2 protein-coding genes are annotated in these 22,220 nt (G+C 71.2%); both read left to right on the top strand.

Translation table 11 applies throughout. From position 1 onward, the window contains the following. Positions 1 to 64 precede the first annotated feature (64 nt). A complete protein-coding gene (locus ACIGQF_RS02330; protein WP_399704766.1) occupies positions 65 to 15,967 on the top strand; it encodes an SDR family NAD(P)-dependent oxidoreductase in 15,903 nt (5,300 codons plus the stop codon). Then, positions 15,967 to 22,161: an SDR family NAD(P)-dependent oxidoreductase gene (locus tag ACIGQF_RS02325; protein ID WP_399704341.1), complete on the top strand. Its 6,195-nt coding sequence runs from the start codon at positions 15,967 to 15,969 to the stop codon at positions 22,159 to 22,161. The genes ACIGQF_RS02330 and ACIGQF_RS02325 overlap by 1 nt, the downstream gene beginning before the upstream one ends. Positions 22,162 to 22,220: the final 59 nt, after the last annotated feature.

Here is a 22,220-nt window from a genome sequence, read left to right as displayed (position 1 = left end):
AGAACTCTTCGCAGAGCTGCACGGCGGCCGGTGCTGCCGCCGCACGAACAAGGATGTTGTGAGGCTGGGAATGGCTGACGACCAGAAGCTCCTCGAGTACCTCAAGCGGGTCACCACCGACCTGGCCCAGACACGGCAGCGGCTCCAGGAGTTCGAGGCCAGGGAACAGGACCCGGTCGCGATCGTGTCCATGAGCTGCCGTTACCCCGGTGGCATCGAATCCCCCGAGGACCTGTGGCGGCTGGTCGCGGAGGGCGGCGACGCCATCGGGGAGTTTCCCGCGGACCGCGGCTGGGACCTGGCCCGGCACACCGCGGCCGGCATCACCCCCCAGGGCGGCTTCGTGCGCGACGTCGCCGCGTTCGACCCGGGATTCTTCAACATCTCGCCACGCGAGGCCCAGGCCATGGACCCGCAGCAGCGGATCATGCTGGAACTCTCCTGGGAGGCGCTGGAACGCGCCGGCATCGCCCCCGACCGGGTACGCGGCAGCCAGACCGGCGTGTTCGCCGGCTCCGGCTTCCAGGACTACGGCGATCTGCTCAACGCCGCGCCAGAGGCGTCCGCTGCGTACATGGGCACGGCGGCGGTCGCCGCCGTCATCGCCGGCCGGGTCTCCTACACCCTCGGCCTGGAGGGGCCCGCGGTCACCGTCGACACGGCCTGCTCCTCCTCGCTGGTCGCCGTGCACCTGGCCGCTCAGGCGCTGCGCGACGGTGAGTGCACCCTCGCACTGGCCGGCGGCGTCATGGTGATGTCGACGCCCGGCCCGTTCGTCGGGATGAGCAAGCAGGGCGGCCTCGCCCGCGACGGCCGGATCAAGGCGTTCGCGGACGCCGCCGACGGCACCGCCTGGTCCGAGGGCGCCGGCCTGCTCGTACTGGAACGTCTCTCCGACGCCCGCCGCAACGGCCATCCGGTCCTCGCGGTCATCCGGGGCTCGGCGGTCAACCAGGACGGCGCGAGCAACGGTCTCACGGCCCCGAACGGCCCGTCGCAGCAGCGCGTCATCCGCCAGGCCCTGGCCGGTGCCCGGCTCACCGGCAACCAGGTCGACCTGGTCGAGGGCCATGGCACCGGCACCACGCTCGGCGACCCCATCGAGGCCCAGGCGCTGCTGGCGACGTACGGACAGGGCCGCCCGGCGGACGCTCCGCTCTGGCTGGGCTCTCTCAAGTCCAACATCGGCCATGCCCAGGCCGCCGCCGGAGTCGGCGGCATCATCAAGCTCGTCAAGGCGCTCCAGCAGGGCGTCATGCCCCGGACGCTCCACGTCGACAGGCCCACCACCCATGTCGACTGGCAGTCCGGCAACGTCCGGCTGCTGACCGAGGCCCGCGACTGGCCGCAGGCCGAGCAGCCGCGCCGGGCAGCGGTCTCGGCTTTCGGCGTCAGCGGCACCAACGCACACCTGATCGTCGAAGAGGCGCCGCGCGAGGAGCCCGCGGACGAAATTCCCCAGGCACGGCCCGCGCTCGCGCCGGCCACTCCGCTGCCCTGGCCCGTCTCGGCGCGGAGTGCCGAGACCCTGCCCGCCCAGGCGGCACGCCTCGCCACGCACCTCGACCAGCACCCCGAGCTCCGCGCCCTGGACATCGGGTACTCCCTCGCCACCACCCGCGCGGGTCTGGAACACCGGGCCGTGCTCCTGCCCGAGACCCCGGACGGCTACGGCGACGCGCTGGCCGCACTGGCCGCGGGCCGCCCTGCCCCGGGAGTCGTACAGGGACTGGTGTCGGACGGCCCCACCGCGTTCCTGTTCACGGGGCAGGGGTCGCAGCGGCTGGGGATGGGCCGGGAGCTGTACGCGTCGTTCCCGGTCTTCGCCGAGGCGTTCGATGCGGTGCTGGCGGAGTTCGGGCCCGAGCTGCGGGAGGTGATGTGGGGCGAGGACGCGGATCTGCTGAACCGTACGCGCTTCACTCAGCCCGCGCTCTTCGCCTTCGAGGTCGCGCTGTTCCGGCTGGTGGAGTCCTGGGGCGTCCGCCCGGACTTCGTGGCCGGGCATTCCATCGGCGAGATCGCGGCGGCGCATGTCGCCGGGGTGTTGCCCCTGCCCGACGCGGCGCGGCTGGTGGCCGCGCGCGGCAAGCTGATGGACGCACTGCCGGTGGGCGGCGCGATGGTGGCGGTGCAGGCTTCGGAGGAGGAGGTCTTGCCGCACCTGTTGTCCGGTGCGGTGGGTATTGCCGCCGTCAACGGGCCGGAGTCCGTCGTGGTCTCGGGTGAGGAGGCCGCGGTCCTCGCCGTTCAGGGGCACTTTGAGGACGAGGGGCGTAAGACGACGCGGCTGAAGGTGTCGCATGCGTTTCATTCGCCGTTGATGGAGCCGATGCTGGATGAGTTCCGGGCCGTGGCCGAGGGACTCACGTACAGCGAGCCGTCCGTACCGATGGTCTCGAATGTGAGCGGTGCTCCGGCCGCCGAGCTGAGCACGCCCGACTACTGGGTGCGGCATGTCCGCGAGGCGGTGCGTTTCGCCGACGGTATCCGTGCGCTGGAGGCCGAGGGCGTCACACGCTTCCTGGAGCTGGGGCCGGACGCCCTCCTGACCGCGATGGCCCAGCAGACCGTGGAGCCCGAGTCCGCCGCTCTCGTGCCGGCGCTGCGCAAGGACCGCTCCGAGCCCGCCGCCCTGCTCGCCGCCGTTGCCAGGCTCTACACCCGTGGCATGACCGTCGACTGGGAGGCGCTGTACGCCGGTTACGGTGCACGCCGCGTGGAGTTGCCGACCTACGCCTTCCAGCGGCAGCGGTACTGGATGCAACCCGAGCCCGGCGCTGAGGACCTCGGGTCGGCCGGGCTGGACTCCGTCGACCACCCGCTGCTGGGCGCGGCCGTGTCGATCGCCGACACCGAAGGCGCGGTCCTCACCGGGCGCCTCTCGACCACCACACACCCCTGGCTCGCCGACCACGTCGTGGGCGGCATCGTCCTGTTCCCCGGCACCGGCTTCGTCGAGCTCGCGGTCCGCGCGGGGGACCAGGTCGGCTGCGACACCCTCATGGAGCTGACGCTCTTCGCGCCGCTGGCACTGCCGGAGAACGGCGATGTGCAGATTCAGGTTGCGGTGGGCCCGGCCGACGCATTCGGTATCCGTCCGCTGACCATCCACTCCCGTCCGCACGGGGGCGCGGCCGACGCACCGTGGACCCAGCATGCGGCGGGCGCCCTCGGCACCGGGCTCGCCGAACCGGGTGCGGAACTGACCCAGTGGCCGCCGGCCGGTGCGGAGCCGATCGATCTGCAAGGACACTACGACGGCCTCGCCGAGGTCGGTCTCTCGTACGGCCCGGTCTTCCGGGGGCTCAAGGCCGCCTGGCGGGCCGCGGACTCCGGCGACGGGGCCGACTACGGCGACGGTGCGGACTCCGGCGACGGCGTGAACGAGGTGTTCGCCGAGGTCGAACTGCCCGCACAGGGGCGGGAGACGGCCGAACGGCTGGGCCTGCATCCGGCGGTGCTGGACGCGGCGCTGCACGCGGTGGGTTTCACAGGTGTGGTCGGGGAACGCGCCGCCCTTCCGTTCGCCTGGAGCGGCGTATCTCTGTACGCGTCGGGCGCCTCCCGGGTGCGGGTACGGCTGACGCCCACGCCTGGTGCGGAGGGCGTGACCGTGACGGTCGCGGACGCCGAGGGGCGGCCCGTGGCCACCGTCGGCTCCCTGGTGCTGCGCCCGATCTCGGACGAGCAGCTGGCCGCGGCCGGCGCCTCCCTCCACGACTCGCTGTTCCGGGTGGCCTGGACGCCGGTCCCCGCACAGCCGGGCGGAGCGGACGGCACGGGCTGGGGCGGTACGGGCGAAGGGAACCGCGCCCGGGTGGTCCGGAGCCCCGCGGGCACCGACGCGGCCGCCGTACGCGCGGCGACGACCCATGTACTGGCCGAGCTGCAGGCGTACGTGGCCGAAGAAGCGGACGAGCCGCTGGTCGTGCTCACTCAGGGCGCGGTCGCACGGGACGGCGACGGCGAGGTGACCGACCTGGCAGGGGCCGCGGTGTGGGGCCTCGTACGGTCGGCGCAGTCCGAGAACCCGGGGCTGCGGATCGTGCTGGCCGATGTGCCAGAGGTGCCTGATGCGGCCGGCATTGGCGTTGGCCTCTTGGCCGATGCGCCCGATGCGGACGGCGTCGGCACTCCGGCCGATGAGGCGCTGACGCAGGCCATGGCCCTGGCCCTGGCGTCGGGCGAGCCGCAGGTCATGGTGCGGGACGGGCTGGTCAGCGCGCCGCGGCTGGCCCGCGTGGCCACTGCTGACGAACCCACCGCCGGCCCGGCCTCCGTCTTCTCCGACTCCGGAACGGTGCTGTTCACCGGTGCGACGGGTGCGCTGGGCGGCCTCTTCGCCCGGCACCTGATCGCCGAGCACGGTGTGCGCAAGCTGGTACTGCTCAGCCGTCGCGGCCCCGAGGCGACGGGGGTACCCGAACTGGTCGCGCAGCTGAGGGAGTTGGGCGCCGAGGCGCGGGTGGTGGCGTGTGATGCGGCCGACCGTGCGGCGCTGGCGGACGTGGTGGCAAGCATCCCGGACCTGACGGGCGTCGTCCACGCGGCCGGTGTCCTGGACGACGGTGTTATTGCCACCCTGACCCCCGACCGTATGGAAATGGTCCTGCGCCCGAAGGTGGACGCGGCGCTCAACCTCCACCACCTCACCGCCGGCCACCCCGGCGTGACGGCCTTCGTGCTCTTCTCGTCCGGCTCGGGCACCCTCGGTGCGCCCGGGCAGGGCAACTACGCCGCCGCCAACGCCTTCCTCGACGCCCTGGCCGCCCATCGCCGGGCACAGGGCCTGCCCGGGCAGTCCCTCGCCTGGGGACCGTGGAGTTCCGGCATGGCCGGCACGCTCGACGCGGCCGATCGCGCCCGCATGGAACAGGGCGGCATCTCCGCGCTGACCGACCAGGAGGGTACGGCGCTCTTCGACGCCGCCTTGAACAGCGGCGAGGCCACCCTGGTCCCGGCCGCGTTCGACCTCCCGGCGCTCCGTGCCCAGGGTGAGACCCTGCCCGCCGTCTTCCACGCTCTCGTCCCCGTGACGGCGCGCCGCCGCCGCGCGGGCACCGGAAGCCAGGCGGAATCCGGTGCACTGCAACGGCAGTTGGCCGCGCTGCCCGAGGAGGAGTGGGAAGCCGCCCTGCTGGACCTCGTTCTCCACCGCGCGGCACTGGTACTCGGCTTCGGCGACGCCCAGGCCATCGAGCCGACGCGGGCCTTCCGTGAACTGGGCTTCGACTCCCTCGCCGCGGTCGAACTGCGCAACGGCCTCAAGGACGACACCGGGCTGCGCCTTCCCGCGACGCTCGTCTTCGACTACCCGACCCCGGAGGCCCTGGCGCGCCACCTGCTGGACGAGCTGTCCGGCCCGGACGGAGGCAGTGCCGTACCGGCGACGTTCGCGGCTACGGCCTCAGGAGGCAGCGCCTCGGGACCGGCTGCGTTGCTCGACGCCGATGACGACCCGATTGCGATCGTCGGCATGGCCTGCCGTTACCCCGGCGGTGTCACGAGCCCGGAGGAGCTGTGGCGGCTGGTCGCGGACGGCGTGGACGCGATCTCCGAGTTCCCCACCGACCGCGGCTGGAATGTGGCGGAGCTGTACGACCCCGAGTCCGTACGCCCCAACACCAGCTACGTGCGCGAGGGCGGGTTCCTGCACGATGCCGCCGAGTTCGATCCGGCGTTCTTCGGGATCAGTCCGAACGAGGCGCTGGCCATGGACCCGCAGCAGCGGCTGCTGCTGGAGGCATCCTGGGAGGCCATCGAGCGCGCGGGCATCGACCCGGCAGCGCTCAGAGGCAGCCGGACCGGCGTGTACGCCGGAATGATGTACCACGACTACGCCGCCAACTCCGGTACGGGAGCCATCGCCTCCGGCCGCGTCTCCTACGTCTTCGGCCTGGAGGGGCCCGCGGTCACCATCGACACCGCCTGCTCTTCGTCCCTGGTCGCGCTGCACTGGGCGATTCAGGCGCTGCGGTCGGGGGAGTGCGAGCTCGCGCTGGCGGGCGGCGTTGCGGTCATGGCCACCCCCGAGGCCTTCGTCGAGTTCAGCCGGCAGGGCGGCCTGGCCCGCGACGGCCGGGCCAAGTCCTTCGCGGCCGCCACGGACGGCACGGCGTGGGGTGAGGGCGTCGGCATGCTCCTCGTGGAGCGGTTGTCGGACGCGCGCCGCAACGGGCACCCGGTCTTCGCCCTCGTACGGGGCAGCGCCCTCAACCAGGACGGCGCGAGCAATGGCCTCACCGCTCCCAACGGCCCGTCGCAGCGCCGGGTGATCCGCCAGGCCCTGGCGAACGCGCGCCTCTCGCCTGCGGATGTGGATGCGGTGGAGGCGCACGGTACGGGTACGACGTTGGGTGATCCGATCGAGGCGCAGGCGTTGCTGGCGACGTACGGCCAGGAGCGGTCCGAGGGTGAGCCGTTGTGGTTGGGTTCGCTGAAGTCGAACATCGGGCATACGCAGGCCGCTGCCGGTGTCGGCGGGATCATCAAGATGGTCGAGGCGATGCGGCATGGTGTGTTGCCGGAGACGTTGCATGTGGATGAGCCGTCGGGGCAGGTGGATTGGGCGTCGGGCGATGTCCGGTTGCTGACGGAGGCGCGTCCGTGGCCGGAGGCGGGGCGCCCCCGGCGGGCGGCCGTGTCCTCCTTCGGCATCAGCGGGACGAATGCGCATGTGATCATCGAGCAGGCGCCGGACGAGGCGTACCCGGGGGAGTCGTCGCCGACCGCCGCGCTTCCCGAGGGCGTTGCGATTCCGTGGGTGTTGTCGGCCAAGTCGGCCGAGGCGTTGAGGGGTCAGGCGGGACGGCTGCTGGCTCATCTTGCCGAGGGCGCCGATGTGGGCGTTGTGGACGCGGCGTTTTCCTTGGTGACCGATCGCGCTGCCTTTGAGCATCGTGCGGTGGTGGTCGGTGCGGGGCGGGACGAGCTGCTGGGTGGTCTGGCGGCGTTGGCCGAGGGGCGGCCGAGCGCGGGGCTGGTGCAGGGCGTGGCCCGTACGAAGGGCCGTACGGCGTTCCTGTTCACGGGGCAGGGGTCGCAGCGGCTGGGGATGGGCCGGGAGCTGTATGCGTCGTTCCCGGTCTTCGCCGAGGCGTTCGATGCGGTGCTGGCGGAGTTCGGACCCGAGCTGCGGGAGGTGATGTGGGGCGAGGACGCGGAGCTGCTGAATCGCACGCGTTTCACTCAGCCTGCGTTGTTCGCGGTCGAGGTGGCGCTGTTCCGGCTGCTGGAGTCGTGGGGTGTGCGCCCGGATTTCGTGGCTGGGCATTCCATCGGTGAGGTTGCGGCGGCGCATGTCGCCGGGGTGTTTTCGCTGGCAGATGCGGCGAGGTTGGTGTCGGCGCGTGGGAAGTTGATGGATGCGTTGCCTGTGGGTGGCGCGATGGTGGCGGTGCAGGCTTCGGAGGAGGAGGTGCTGCCGTACCTCTCCGACGGGGTGGGCATCGCCGCGGTGAACGGTCCGGGATCCGTTGTGGTCTCGGGCGACGAGGCCGCTGTTTTTGCTGTCCAGGCGCACTTTGAGGGCGAGGGGCGTAAGACGACGCGGCTGAAGGTGTCGCACGCGTTTCATTCGCCGTTGATGGAGCCGATGCTCGATGAGTTCCGGGCCGTGGCCGAGGGCCTCACGTACAACGTGCCGCAGGTTCCTTTCGTCTCGACGCTCACCGGTGACCGGGTCACGGATGAGCTGACGGCTCCGGGGTACTGGGTGAGGCATGTGCGTGAGGCGGTGCGTTTCGCCGATGCCGTCCGGGTCCTGGAGGGTGAGGGCGTTACGCGCTTCCTGGAGCTGGGGCCGGATCCCGTCCTGACCGCGATGGCCGGGCAGACCGTGGAGTCCGACTCCGCAGTCCTCGTAGCGGCCCTGCGCAAGGACCGCCCTGAGACCGCCGCCCTGGTCACGGGCGTGGCGGGGCTCCATGTGGCGGGGGCCTCGCCGGACTGGCGGGCACTGTTCGCCGGACTCGGTGGCGGCCGTCGCGTACCGCTGCCCACGTACGCCTTCCAGCGCCGGCGGTACTGGCTCGACACCCGCGAATACTGGGCCGACGCCTGGGCCGGAGCGGGCACCGACGACATCGTCTCCGCCGGCCTGGACGTGACCGGCCATCCACTGCTCGGAGCGATGGTGGCCTCGCCGGAGTCGGACGAGGTGGTGTTCACCGGCCGGCTGTCGACTGCCGCGCTGCCCTGGCTTGCCGACCACGTGGTGGGTGGCACGGTGCTCTTCCCGGGGACGGGATTCGTCGAGCTGGCGTTGCGTGCGGGGGAGGAGGTGGGCTGTGACGTACTGGAGGAACTGACCCTCCAGGCGCCGCTGATCCTGCCGGAGAAGGGTGGGGTGAACGTCCGGATCGTCGTGCGTGCCCCCGACGAAGCCGGTACGCGGTCCCTGGCCGTCTACGCCCGTGGTGAGGACGCGTATCTTTCGTGGACCCGGCATGCCGTGGGCACCCTCGCTTCAGGCGCGCCGGTCCCCGCCTTCGATCTGGGGCAATGGCCGCCGACGGACGCCGAGCCGATCCCCGTGAGAGATCTGTACGACGGGTTGGCGGTGGCCGGTCTTGAGTACGGGCCGGTGTTCCAGGGGCTGAAGGCCGCTTGGCGGTCCGCGGGCGCCGAGAGCGAGGTGTTCGCCGAGGTCGAGCTGGCGGAGGAGGGCGACGGGGAAGGGTACGGGCTGCATCCGGCCCTCCTGGACGCTTGCCTCCACGCGATCGGCCTCCGGGACGGGGACGATGAGTCCGCGCGGCTTCCGTTCGCCTGGAGCGGTGTTTCCTTGTATGCCACGGGCGCATCGCGAGTTCGGCTGCGGTTGTCCCCGGCGGGTGCGGAGGGTGTCGCACTGGCGCTCGCGGACGCCGAAGGCCGACCGGTCGCCGAGGTCGCTTCCCTGGTCCTGCGCCCGATATCGGCCGAGCAGCTGAAGGCGGCCCGGGCTTCCTTCCACGACTCGCTGTTCGAGGTGGTGTGGACGCCGCTGTCTGCCGGGGCGAGTGCGACTGCGAGTGTGCCGGTGGCGTCCGGTGCGGTGGTGGTGCGCAGCCAGCTGGGGAGTAGCGGCGACGATGTCCATGCGGCGACGAAGGCCGTGCTGTCCCGGTTGCAGTCGTACCTGAATACGGACGACGCTGACGTGCCGTTGGTTGTGGTGACTCGGGGCGCGGTTGCGGTGACCGGCGAGGAGTGCGTCCCTGACCTGGCGGGTGCTGCGGTGTGGGGCCTTGTGCGGTCCGCCCAGTCGGAGAATCCGGGGCTGCGGATTGTGCTGGTCGATGTGTGCGATGCGGACCCGGATGAGGCCGTGGCGCTGGCGCTGGCGTCGGGTGAGTCGCAGGTGGCCGTGCGTGGCGGATCGGTCTATGGCGCGCGGCTGGCGCGCGTCACTGCCGAGCCTGCCGTATCCCAGACCTCTCCGTACTTCTCCGACTCCGGAACCGTGCTGCTGACCGGTGCGACGGGCGCGCTGGGCGGCCTCTTCGCCCGGCACTTGGTCGCCGAGCACGGTGTACGCAAGCTGGTCCTGCTCAGCCGTCGTGGGCCCGACGCACCCGGCATGCCCGAGCTCATCGCGGAACTCGCCGCCGAGCGAGGTGCTCAGGTGCGTGCGGTGGCGTGCGACGCGGCCGACCGCGCGGCCCTGGCCGAGGTGGTGGCAAGCATCCCGGACCTGACGGGCGTCGTCCATGCGGCCGGTGTGCTGGACGACGGCATCATCCCCGCCCTCACCTCCGACCGTATGGATACGGTCCTGCGCCCGAAGGTGGACGCGGCGCTCAACCTCCACCACCTCACCGCCGACCGGCCCGATCTCACCGCCTTCATCACCTTCTCTTCGGCCGCAGGCACCCTCGGTGCGCCCGGTCAGGGCAATTACGCGGCGGCCAATGCGTTCCTGGACGCGTTGGCGGCGCATCGCCGGGCGCAGGGGCTGCCGGCGCTGTCGCTGGGCTGGGGTCTGTGGGCGGATGAGGCCGCGGGGATGGCGGGCGGGCTGAGCGAGGCGGACCTGCAGCGCATGGCCCGTACCGGCGTCCGCGCCCTCACTGCCGCCGAAGGACTCGCGCTCTTCGACACCGCGGCGACCCTCCCGGCGCCCGCCCTCCTCCCCCTCCACCTCGACCTCAAGACGCTGGCCGAGAGCTTCGGAGGCGAGGTACCCGAACTCTTCCGAGGGCTGGTGCGCCGCCCCGCCCGCCGCGCGGCCACAAACGGCCGGAGCACGGCGACCGGGTCGGCCTCGGCGTTGGAGCAGCGCATCGCGGGTCTCACGGCGGAGGAGAGCGACGCGCTGCTTCTGGAGATCGTGCGTACCCAGGCGGCTGCGATCCTCGGTCACTCCGGACCCGAGGCGATAGAACCGGACCAGGCCTTCGGAGACCTCGGCTTCGACTCGCTCAGCGCCGTTGAGTTCCGTAACGGCTTGAGCGAGGCGGTCGGCAAGCGCCTGCCCGCGACCCTCGTCTTCGACTACCCGACGCCGACTGCCCTCGCACGGGTGCTGGCACGCGAGATAGCGGGTCGGCAGGAAACGGCCCAGCCGATCAGCAACGGAGGCGTCACCGCGACCGACGACGATCCGATCGCGATCGTCGCGATGAGCTGCCGCTACCCGGGCGGCGTGGCAACGCCCGAGGACCTGTGGCGCCTGGTGGCCGACGGGGTGGACGCGGTGTCTCCCTTCCCGGACAACCGGGGCTGGGACATCGATGCCCTCTACGACCCGACCTCCCAGCGCTCCGACACCAGCTATGTGCGCGAGGGCGGGTTCCTGCACGATGCCGCCGAGTTCGACCCGGCGTTCTTCGGGATCAGCCCGAACGAGGCGCTGGCCATGGACCCGCAGCAGCGGCTCCTGCTGGAGACCACCTGGGAGGCCATCGAGCGCGCGGGCATCGACCCTGCGACGTTGAAGGGCAGCCGGACCGGTGTGTTCGCCGGGATGATGTACCACGACTACGCCGACAACACGAACACCGGCTCCGTGGCCTCCGGACGTCTTTCCTACGTCTTCGGTCTGGAGGGGCCAGCGGTGACCGTGGACACGGCGTGCTCTTCGTCCCTGGTCGCGTTGCACCTTGCGATTCAGGCGCTGCGGTCGGGGGAGTGCGAGCTCGCGCTGGCGGGCGGCGTTGCGGTCATGGCCACCCCCGAGGCGTTCATCGAGTTCAGCCGGCAGCGCGGGTTGTCGCGCAGTGGCCGGTGCAAGTCCTTCGCGTCGGCCGCGGACGGTACGGGCTGGGGTGAGGGCGTAGGAATGCTCCTGGTGGAGCGGTTGTCGGACGCCCAACGCAACGGTCACCCGGTCCTCGCGGTGGTGCGGGGCTCCGCCGTGAACCAGGACGGCGCGAGCAACGGTCTCACCGCTCCGAACGGCCCGTCGCAGCGTCGGGTGATCCGGCAGGCTCTCGCGGCGGCCCGGTTGAGCCCGTCGGATGTGGATGCGGTGGAGGCGCACGGTACGGGTACGACGTTGGGTGATCCGATCGAGGCGCAGGCGTTGCTGGCGACGTACGGCCAGGAGCGGTCCGAGGGTGAGCCGTTGTGGTTGGGTTCGCTGAAGTCGAACATCGGGCATACGCAGGCCGCTGCCGGTGTCGGCGGGATCATCAAGATGGTCGAGGCGATGCGGCATGGTGTGTTGCCGGAGACGTTGCATGTGGATGAGCCGTCGGGGCAGGTGGATTGGGCGTCGGGCGATGTCCGGTTGCTGACGGAGGCGCGTCCGTGGCCGGAGGCGGGGCGCCCCCGGCGGGCGGCCGTGTCCTCCTTCGGCATCAGTGGCACCAACGCACATGTGATCCTTGAGCAGGCGCCGAATGTCCCGGCTGCCGATGCCCCCGCCCCGACCGCCGCGCTTCCCGAAAGCGTAGCGATTCCGTGGGTGTTGTCGGCCAAGTCGGCCGAGGCGCTGCGCGGTCAGGCCGGGCGGCTGCTGGCTCATCTTGCCGAGGGCGCCGATGTGGGCGTTGTGGACGCGGCGTTTTCCTTGGTGACCGATCGCGCTGCGTTCGAGCATCGTGCGGTGGTGGTCGGTGCGGGGCGGGACGAGCTGCTGGGTGGTCTGGCGGCGTTGGCCGAGGGGCGGCCGAGCGCGGGGCTGGTGCAGGGCGTGGCCCGTACGAAGGGCCGTACGGCGTTCCTGTTCACGGGGCAGGGGTCGCAGCGGCTGGGGATGGGCCGGGAGCTGTACGCGTCGTTTCCCGTCTTCGCTGAGGCGTTCGATGCGGTGCTGGAGGAATTGGGGTCCGAGCTGCGGGAGGTGATGTGGGGCGAGGATGCGGAGCTGCTGAATCGCACGCGCTTCACTCAGCCCGCGCTCTTCGCGGTCGAGGTGGCGCTGTTCCGGCTGCTGGAGTCCTGGGGGATACGCCCGGACTTTGTGGCCGGGCATTCGATCGGTGAGATCGCGGCGGCGCATGCGGCCGGGGTGTTGTCCCTGTCCGACGCGGCGAGGTTGGTGTCGGCGCGTGGGAAGTTGATGGATGCGTTGCCGGCGGGTGGCGCGATGGTGGCCGTGCAGGCGACGGAGAAGGAGGTGCTGGCGCAGCTATCCTCGCCGGATTCGGTGGGGATCGCGGCGATCAACGGCCCGAACGCGGTCGTGGTCTCCGGTGCCGAGGCCGAGGTGCTGGCGGTGAAGGCGCACTTCGAGGGTGAGGGGCGCAGGACCAGCCGGCTGCGGGTATCGCATGCCTTCCACTCGCCGTTGATGGAGCCGATGCTCGTCGAGTTCGAGCAGGTGGCCACCTCACTCATGTACAACACGCCGCTCATTCCCTTCGTTTCGACACTGACTGGCGCTCCGGTCACTGGTGAACTGACCTCCCCTGGCTACTGGGTGCGGCATGTGCGTGAGGCGGTGCGTTTCGCGGATGCCGTCCGTGCCCTGGAGGGTGAGGGCGTCACCTGCTTCCTGGAGCTGGGGCCGGATGCCGTCCTGACCGCGATGGCCCAGCAGACCGTGGATTCGGAGACCGCAGTCCTCGTGCCGGCGCTGCGCAAGGACCGCCCCGAGACCGCTGCCCTGGTCACGGGCGTGGCGGGGCTCCACGTGGCGGGGGCCTCGCCGGACTGGCGGGCACTGTTCGCCGGACTCGGTGGCGGCCGTCGCGTACCGCTGCCCACGTACGCCTTCCAGCGCCGGACGTTCTGGCGAGTCGACGCCGCACACACCACGGCCGACCCTGCCACCATCGGCCAGGGGGCGGCCGGTCATCCGCTGCTGGGTGCGGCGGTGTCGCTGGCCGACTCGGACGGCGTGGTGTTCACCGGCCGTCTGTCGACTACCTCGCTCCCTTGGCTTGCCGACCACGTGGTGGGTGGCACGGTGCTCTTCCCGGGGACGGGATTCGTCGAATTGGCGCTGCGCGCGGGCGATGAGGTCGGCTGCGACGTACTGGAAGAGCTGACTCTTGAGGCGCCGTTGGTCATCCCTGAGCGTGGCAGCGTTCAGATCCAGGTGTCGGTGGCTGCGGCGGATGATGCCGGTACTCGGTCGCTGAGCGTGCACTCGCGTGTGGAGGACGAGGGCGCACCGTGGGTGCGTCACGCGGTGGGCGTGGTGACCTCGGGCGCCTCACCGGCGTCGGTCGATCTGGGGGAGTGGCCGCCGGCGGGAGCCGACCCGATCCCTGTCGGGGAGCTGTACGACGGGTTGGCGGTAGCGGGTCTTGAGTACGGGCCGGTGTTCCAGGGGCTGCGGGCTGCCTGGCGGTCAGGGGACGAGGTGTTCGCCGAGGTCGAGTTGGCGGAGGAGGGTGACGGGGAGGGCTACGGTCTGCATCCGGCCCTGCTGGACGCCTGCCTCCACGCGATCGGCCTGCGGGTGGACAACGACGACACCACCGCCAGGCTCCCGTTCGCCTGGAGCGGGGTGTCCCTGTACGCCACGGGTGCTTCGCGGGTTCGGCTGCGGTTGTCCCCGGCGGGTGCGGAGGGTGTCGCGCTGGCGCTCGCGGATGATGAGGGCCGACCGGTCGCTGATGTTCGCACACTGAATCTGCGCGCGCTTCCGGCCGAGCAGCTCGCGGCAGCGCGTACCGAGTATCACGACTCGCTGTTCGAGCAGGTGTGGTCACCGCTTCCGATGCCGACGACTACTAGTGTGCCGGTGGCGTCCGGTGCGGTGGTGGTGCGCAGTCAGTCGGGGAGTGGTGCCGAGGATGTCCGTGCGGCGACGAAGGCCGTGCTGTCCCGGTTGCAGTCGTACCTGAATACGGACGACGCTGACGTGCCGTTGGTTGTGGTGACTCGGGGCGCGGTTGCGGTGACCGGCGAGGAGTGCGTCCCTGACCTGGCGGGTGCTGCGGTGTGGGGCCTTGTGCGGTCGGCGCAGTCGGAGAATCCGGGGCTGCGGATTGTGCTGGTCGATGTGTGCGATGCGGACCCGGATGAGGCCGTGGCGCTGGCGCTGGCGTCGGGTGAGTCGCAGGTGGCCGTGCGTGCGGGGTCGGTCTACGGGGCGCGGTTGGCCCGCGTCGTCGCCGCGTCTGCCGAGCCTGCCGTATCCCAGACCTCTCCGTACTTCTCCGACTCCGGAACCGTGCTGCTGACCGGTGCGACGGGTGCGCTGGGCGGCCTCTTCGCCCGGCACCTGGTCGCCGAGCACGGTGTACGCAAGCTGGTCCTGCTCAGCCGTCGCGGGCCCGACGCACCCGGCATGGCCGAGCTGGTCTCCGAGCTCACCGGTTTGGGGGCGGAGGTGCGTGCGGTGGCGTGCGACGCGGCCGACCGCGCGGCCCTGGCCGAGGTGGTGGCAAGCATCCCGGACCTGACGGGCGTCGTCCATGCGGCCGGTGTCCTGGACGACGGTGTCATCCCCGCCCTCACCTCCGACCGTATGGATACGGTCCTGCGCCCGAAGGTGGACGCGGCGCTCAACCTCCACCACCTCACCGCCGACCGGCCCGGTCTCACCGCCTTCGTGGTGTTCTCCTCCGCGGCCGGTGTGTTCGGCAATCCGGGGCAGGGCAACTACGCGGCGGCCAATGCGTTCCTGGACGCGTTGGCGGCGCATCGCCGGGCGCAGGGGCTGCCCGCGCAGTCCCTGGCGTGGGGTCTGTGGGCGGATGAGGCCGCGGGGATGGCGGGCGGGCTGAGCGAGGCGGACCTGCAGCGCATGGCCCGTAGTGGTCTCCGGGCCCTCACTGCCGCCGAAGGACTCGCGCTCTTCGACACCGCGGCGACCCTCCCGGCGCCCGCCCTCCTCCCCCTCCACCTCGACGTCGAGACGTTCGCCGCGCATGCACAGAGCGGCGGCGGCGAGATCCCGGAGCTGTTCCGCGGACTTGTCCGTCGTCCGGTCCGCCGCTCTGCTACCAGAGCAGCAGGGGGCGCCCAGGGATCAATCGCCGCCGCGGAAGCGCTCAAGCACCGGCTTGCCGGGCTGTCCCCGGAGCAGCGGGAGCAAGCTCTGCTCGACTTGGTCCGTAGGCACGTTGCGGCGACTCTCGGCCATGACGACGCGGACGCCGTCGAGCCCGGGAGTGTCTTCGGGGACCTGGGCTTCGACTCGCTCAGTGCTGTCGAGTTCCGTAACGCTCTCAACGCGGAGACGGGCCTCCGGCTGCCGTCGACGCTGGTCTTCGACTATCCGAGCGTGCAGACGCTCGCCGCCCATTTGTCGGAGCACCTGGACGTGAGCGGATGGGGCGGAGCCGGCAGCGAGGACGAGCAGATCCGCAGCGTGCTGCGGACCATCCCGCTCAGCAGGCTGCGTGACGCTGGCCTGCTGCAGAGCCTGCTCGAACTCGGCGGGGTGACCGACGCCGGCCGGTTGGCCAACGCACCGCACGTCGGCGGCGAGGGGACGGCTGGGGAGCCCCTCGACGGCCTTGATGGCATCGGCGACATCGATGGCATCGGCGACATCGACGACATGGACACCGAGAGTCTGATCAGCATGGCGCTGGACGGCATCGATGCTGCCGCCACAGGGGAAGCGGAGGATCTGTAATGGCCGGCTCCGGCGAACACGACAAGCAGGACGCGCAGAACACGCAGAGCGCGCAGGAGAAGCAGCAGAAGCTGGTAGCGGCGCTCCGGGCGTCGTTGAAGGAGACCGAGCGGCTGCGCGCGCAGCACGGCAAGCTGACCGCCGAGCTTCGCGAACCCATCGCCATCGTCGGTATGGCCTGCCGTTACCCCGGCGGTGTCATGAGCCCGGACGATCTGTGGCGGCTGGTCGGGGACGGCGTCGACGCCGTGTCCGAGTTCCCGGCCGACCGGGGCTGGGATGTGGAGCGGCTCTTCGACCCGGAGGGCGTACGGCCCAACACCACCTACGTGAACCAGGGCGGGTTCCTGCACGACGCGGCGGAGTTCGACCCGGACCCGTTCGGCATCAGCCCGAACGAAGCGCGCCTCATGGACCCGCAGCAGCGGCTGCTGCTGGAGGCTTCCTGGGAGGCGATCGAGCGCGCGGGGATCGACCCTGTGACGTTGAAGGGCAGCCGGACCGGTGTGTTCGCCGGGATGATGTACCACGACTACCCGGCCAACGCGAACACCGGATCCATCGCCTCCGGCCGGGTCTCGTACGTACTCGGCCTGGAGGGCCCCTCCACGACGGTGGACACGGCCTGCTCGTCGTCGCTGGTCGCGCTGCACTGGGCGATACAGGCCCTGCGGTCGGCGGAGTGCTCGCTCGCTCTGGTCGGCGGGGTATGCGTGATGGCCACGCCGGAGACCTTCGTCGAGTTCAGCCGGCAGCGTGGGTTGTCGCGCAGTGGCCGGTGCAAGTCCTTCGCGTCGGCCGCTGACGGCACGGCATGGGCCGAGGGCGTGGGAGTGCTGCTGGTGGAGCGGCTGTCGGACGCGCGCCGCAACGGCCATCCGGTCCTCGCGGTAGTGCGGGGCACGGCTGTCAACCAGGACGGCGCGAGCAACGGGCTGACCGCACCGAACGGTCCGGCTCAGCAGCGTGTCATTCGGCAGGCCCTGGCGAACGCGCGTCTCGCTGCCGCTGATGTGGATGCGGTGGAGGCGCACGGCACGGGTACGACGCTGGGTGATCCGATCGAGGCGCAGGCGTTGCTGGCGACGTACGGCCAGGAACGGGCCGGGGGCGAGCCGTTGTGGTTGGGCTCGCTGAAGTCGAACATCGGCCACGCCCAGGCTGCCGCTGGTGTCGGCGGGATCATCAAGATGGTCCAGGCGATACGGCACGGTGTGTTGCCGAAGACCCTGCATGTGGATGAGCCGTCGCGGCAGGTGGATTGGGCGGCGGGCGACGTCCGGCTGTTGACCGAAGCCCGCCCTTGGCCGGCGGTGGAGCGTCCGCGGCGGGCGGCCGTGTCGTCCTTCGGTATCAGTGGCACCAACGCACATGTGATCCTTGAGCAGGCGCCGGATGCCCCGGCTGCCGACGCCCCTGAGCCGGTGACGGCGCTGCCCGAAGGTGTTGCGGTTCCGTGGGTGCTGTCGGCCAAGTCGGCGGAGGCCCTGCGCGGTCAGGCCGAACGGCTGCTGGCCCATGTTCAGGGCGATACAGACATACGGACGCTCGATGTCGGAGCTTCCCTGGTGAGCTCCCGCCCCTTGCTGGAACATCGTGCGGTGGTGGTCGGTGCGGGGCGGGACGAGCTGCTGGGTGGTCTGGCGGCGTTGGCCGAGGGGCGGCCGAGCGCGGGGCTGGTGCAGGGCGTGGCCCGTACGAAGGGCCGTACGGCGTTCCTGTTTACGGGGCAGGGGGCGCAGCGGCTGGGGATGGGCCGGGAGCTGTACGCGTCGTTCCCGGTCTTCGCTGAGGCGTTCGATGCGGTGCTGGCGGAGTTCGGACCCGAGCTGCGGGAGGTGATGTGGGGCGAGGACGCGGAGCTGCTGAACCGTACGCGTTTCACTCAGCCTGCGTTGTTCGCGGTCGAGGTGGCGCTGTTCCGGCTGGTGGAGTCCTGGGGTGTGCGTCCGGATTTCGTGGCCGGGCATTCCATTGGTGAGATCGCGGCGGCGCATGTCGCCGGGGTGTTTTCGCTGGCGGATGCGGCGAGGTTGGTGTCGGCGCGTGGGAAGTTGATGGATGCGTTGCCTGTGGGTGGCGCGATGGTGGCGGTGCAGGCTTCGGAGGAGGAGGTGCTGCCGCACCTGTTGTCCGGTGCGGTGGGTATTGCCGCCGTCAACGGGCCGGAGTCCGTCGTGGTCTCGGGTGAGGAGGCCGCGGTCCTCGCCGTTCAGGGGCACTTTGAGGGCGAGGGGCGTAAGACGACGCGGCTGAAGGTGTCGCATGCGTTTCATTCGCCGTTGATGGCGCCGATGCTGGATGAGTTCCGGGCGGTGGCCGAGGGGCTGACGTACAACACGCCGCGGATTCCCCTCGTCTCGACGCTCACCGGTGACCGGGTCACGGATGAGCTGACGGCTCCGGGTTATTGGGTGCGGCATGTCCGCGAGGCGGTGCGTTTCGCGAACGGTATCCGTGCACTGGAGAGCGCGGGGGTTACGCGCTTCCTGGAGCTGGGGCCGGACGCCGTCCTGACCGCGATGGCCCGGCAGACCGTGCAATCCGACGCCGCGGTTCTCCTACCGGCCCTGCGCAAGGACCGTTCGGAGTCCGTTGCTTTCCTCACCGCCATCGCGCAGTTGCATGTATCGGGTGTGTCGACGGCCTGGTCCGTCTTCTTCGAGGGACGCGGCGCCTACCGCGTTGACCTGCCCACATACGCATTTCAACGCCGCCGCTACTGGCTTGACACGCTCGGCTACCTGGCAGAGTCGTGGATCGCCGCGGACCTCGGCGGTGTGCACTCGGCCGGCCTGGAGACGACCGGTCATCCGCTGCTGGGTGCGGCGGTGTCGCTGGCCGAGTCGGACGGCGTGGTGTTCACCGGCCGGCTGTCGACTGCCGCGCTGCCCTGGCTTGCCGACCATGTGGTGGGTGGCTCGGTGCTCTTTCCGGGGACGGGCTTCGTTGAGCTGGCGTTGCGCGCGGGCGAGGAGGTCGGCTGCGACGTACTGGAGGAACTGACCCTCCAGGCGCCGCTGGTCCTCCCCGAGAGCGGTGCGGTGACCGTCCAAGTTGTCGTGGGCACGGCCGATGAAACCGGCGCGCGGGCGGTGAGTGTGTACTCGCGTCCGGAGGATGAGGGCGCTCCGTGGGTGCGTCACGCCGAAGGCGTGGTGACCGTTGCGACCGCAGGGGCGGTGCCGCCGTCGGTCGATCTGGCGCAGTGGCCGCCGGCGGGTGCCGAGCCGGTCGCCGTCGGGGGACTGTATGACGGGTTGGCGGTGGCCGGCCTTGAGTACGGGCCGGTGTTCCAGGGGCTGCGGGCTGCCTGGCGGTCCGGAGACGACGTGTTTGCCGAGGTCGAGTTGGCGGAGGAGGGCGACGGGGAGGGCTACGGTCTGCATCCGGCACTCCTGGACGCTTGCCTCCACGGCATGGGGCTGCGCGATGCAGACGACCGGTCCGCGCGGCTGCCATTCGTGTGGAGCGGTGTCTCCCTGTACGCGACGGGCGCTTCGCGGCTCAGGGTCCGGCTGACACCGACGGCCGGGGGAGACGGGGTGGCCTTGGCCGTCGCCGACGCCGAGGGCAAGCCGGTGGCCACCGTCAGGTCGCTGACTCTGCGCGCGCTTCCGGCCGAGCAGCTCGCGGCAGCGCGTACCGAGTATCACGACTCGCTGTTCGAGGTGGTGTGGACGCCGCTGTCTGCCGGGGCGAGTGCGACTGCGAGTGTGCCGGTGGCGTCCGGTGCGGTGGTGGTGCGCAGCCAGTTGGGGAGCGACGCCGAGGATGTCCGTGCGGCGACGAAGGCCGTGCTGTCCCGGTTGCAGTCGTACCTGAATACGGACGACGCTGACGTGCCGTTGGTTGTGGTGACTCGGGGCGCGGTTGCGGTGACCGGCGAGGAGTGCGTCCCTGACCTGGCGGGTGCTGCGGTGTGGGGCCTTGTGCGGTCGGCGCAGTCGGAGAATCCGGGGCTGCGGATTGTGCTGGTCGATGTGTGCGATGCGGACCCGGATGAGGCCGTGGTGCTGGCGCTGGCGTCGGGTGAGTCGCAGGTGGCCGTGCGTGCGGGGTCGGTCTACGGGGCGCGGTTGGCCCGCGTCGTCGCCGCGTCTGCCGAGCCTGCCGTATCCCAGACCTCTCCGTACTTCTCCGACTCCGGAACCGTGCTGCTGACCGGTGCGACAGGCGCGCTGGGCGGCCTCTTCGCCCGGCACCTGGTCGCCGAGCACGGTGTACGCAAGCTGGTCCTGCTCAGCCGTCGCGGACCCGACGCACCCGGCATGGCCGAGCTGGTCTCCGAGCTCACCGGTTTGGGGGCGGAGGTGCGTGCGGTGGCGTGCGACGCGGCCGACCGCGCGGCCCTGGCCGAGGTGGTGGCAAGCATCCCGGACCTGACGGGCGTCGTCCACGCGGCCGGTGTCCTGGACGACGGCATCATCCCCGCCCTCACCCCCGACCGTATGGATACGGTCCTGCGCCCGAAGGTGGACGCGGCGCTCAACCTCCACTACCTCACCGCCGACCGGCCCGATCTCACCGCCTTCATCACCTTCTCTTCGGCCGCAGGCACCCTCGGTGCGCCCGGTCAGGGCAATTACGCGGCGGCCAATGCGTTCCTGGACGCGTTGGCGGCGCATCGCCGGGCGCAGGGGCTGCCGGCGCTGTCGCTGGGCTGGGGTCTGTGGGCGGATGAGGCCGCGGGGATGGCGGGCGGGCTGAGCGAGGCGGACCTGCAGCGCATGGCCCGTAGTGGTCTCCGGGCCCTCACTGCCGCCGAAGGACTCGCGCTCTTCGACACCGCGGTGACCCTCCCGACCCGAACCCCGGCCCAGCCCCTCCTCCCCCTCCACCTCGACCTCAAGGCGCTGGCCAAGAGCTTCGAGGGTGAGGTACCGGAATTCTTCCGGGCGCTCGTTCGCCGGCCCGTACGCCGGCCGGCCGCCACCGCGGCCGACTCCGGCAACGCGGCCGCCCGACTCCGTGAACAACTCGACGGCCTGGGCACCGACGAGGAGCGCGAACAGGCGCTGCTCACGCTTGTCGTCGAGCGTGCGGCGGCCGTGCTCGGGCACCGCGGCGCGGAGGCGATCGATCCCGAACGGGACTTCCTGGAAGCCGGCTTCGACTCGCTCAGTGCCATGGAGCTGCGCACCGCGTTGCAGTCCGCGACGGGACTCTCGCTGCCGCCGATGGCGGTCTTCGACAACAAGCATCCGGTGGGGCTGGCTCAGATGCTGGTCACGGCGTACGCCGCGCAGCCGGGCGGCGGAACGGCGGCAGGCATGGCCGGGGCGCAGTCGCCGGCCGTCGGTACCAGGGCCGTGAGCGGAGACGTTCCTGACCCCGCCGACACGGTCACCGGTCTCTTCCGCAACGCGATCCGCGCGGGCCGGACCACCCTGGCGTTCGGTCTGCTGCGGGCCGTGGCCGAGCTGCGGCCCGCCTTCGGCTCCGCGGCCGAGCTGGGCGTACTTCCGGCGCCGGTCAGTCTGGCGGACGGCCCGGGCCGGACCCGGATCATCTGCCTCAGTACGCCGATGGCCACCGGGGGTACGCACCAGCACGCGCGGTTCGCGGCAACCTTCCGGGGGCGGCGCAAGGTGGTGACGCTGCCGATGCCCGGATTCACCCGCGACGACCGTCTCCCGGCATCCGTCGATGCCCTGGTGGAGGTGCTGGCCGAGGGCGTGCTGGCGGCGGCCGAGGGCGAGCCGTTCGTACTGCTCGGCTATTCGTCCGGTGGCATCCTCGCGCACGCCACGGCGCTCCAGTTGGAAAAGGCGGCCCGGGAGCGGGGCGGGCAGCGGCCCGACGGGGTGGTGCTCGTCGACACGTACCGGGTGACCGGTGAAGAAGGCGGTGGCATGCAGGCGCAGGTGTTCCAGGAGATGTCGGCCGCGCTTGTGGACCGCGACGAGGAGTTCGGGCTGTTCAACAGCACCGGACTGTCGGCGATGAGTGCGTACTTCGACATGCTGCCGCGGTTCGGTCTGGCAGAGCCGGAGACTCCGGTGCTGTTCATCGGGGCCGATGAACCGTTCCTGGCACCGGAGCGGGCGGCGGATGCCGGTGACTCCTGGCGGGCCGAGCCCTGGTTCACCCCGCACACCCACCGGTTGGTGCCCGCGACCCACTTCACCATCGTGGAGGAGCAGGCGGAGTGCACCGCTCGCGTGGTCGAGGAGTGGGTGGCCGAGCTGTGACGGGGGAGCACTGACGGTGGGCCCTGGCGGCTTCGAGCCGTGAACCTCACGATCCCGAG

It is taken from the genome of Streptomyces sp. NPDC053560 (assembly GCF_044544605.1).
GTDB lineage: Bacteria > Actinomycetota > Actinomycetes > Streptomycetales > Streptomycetaceae > Streptomyces.
Note: the sequence above shows the minus strand (reverse complement) of the source record. Positions and strands in the feature narration are given on the sequence as shown.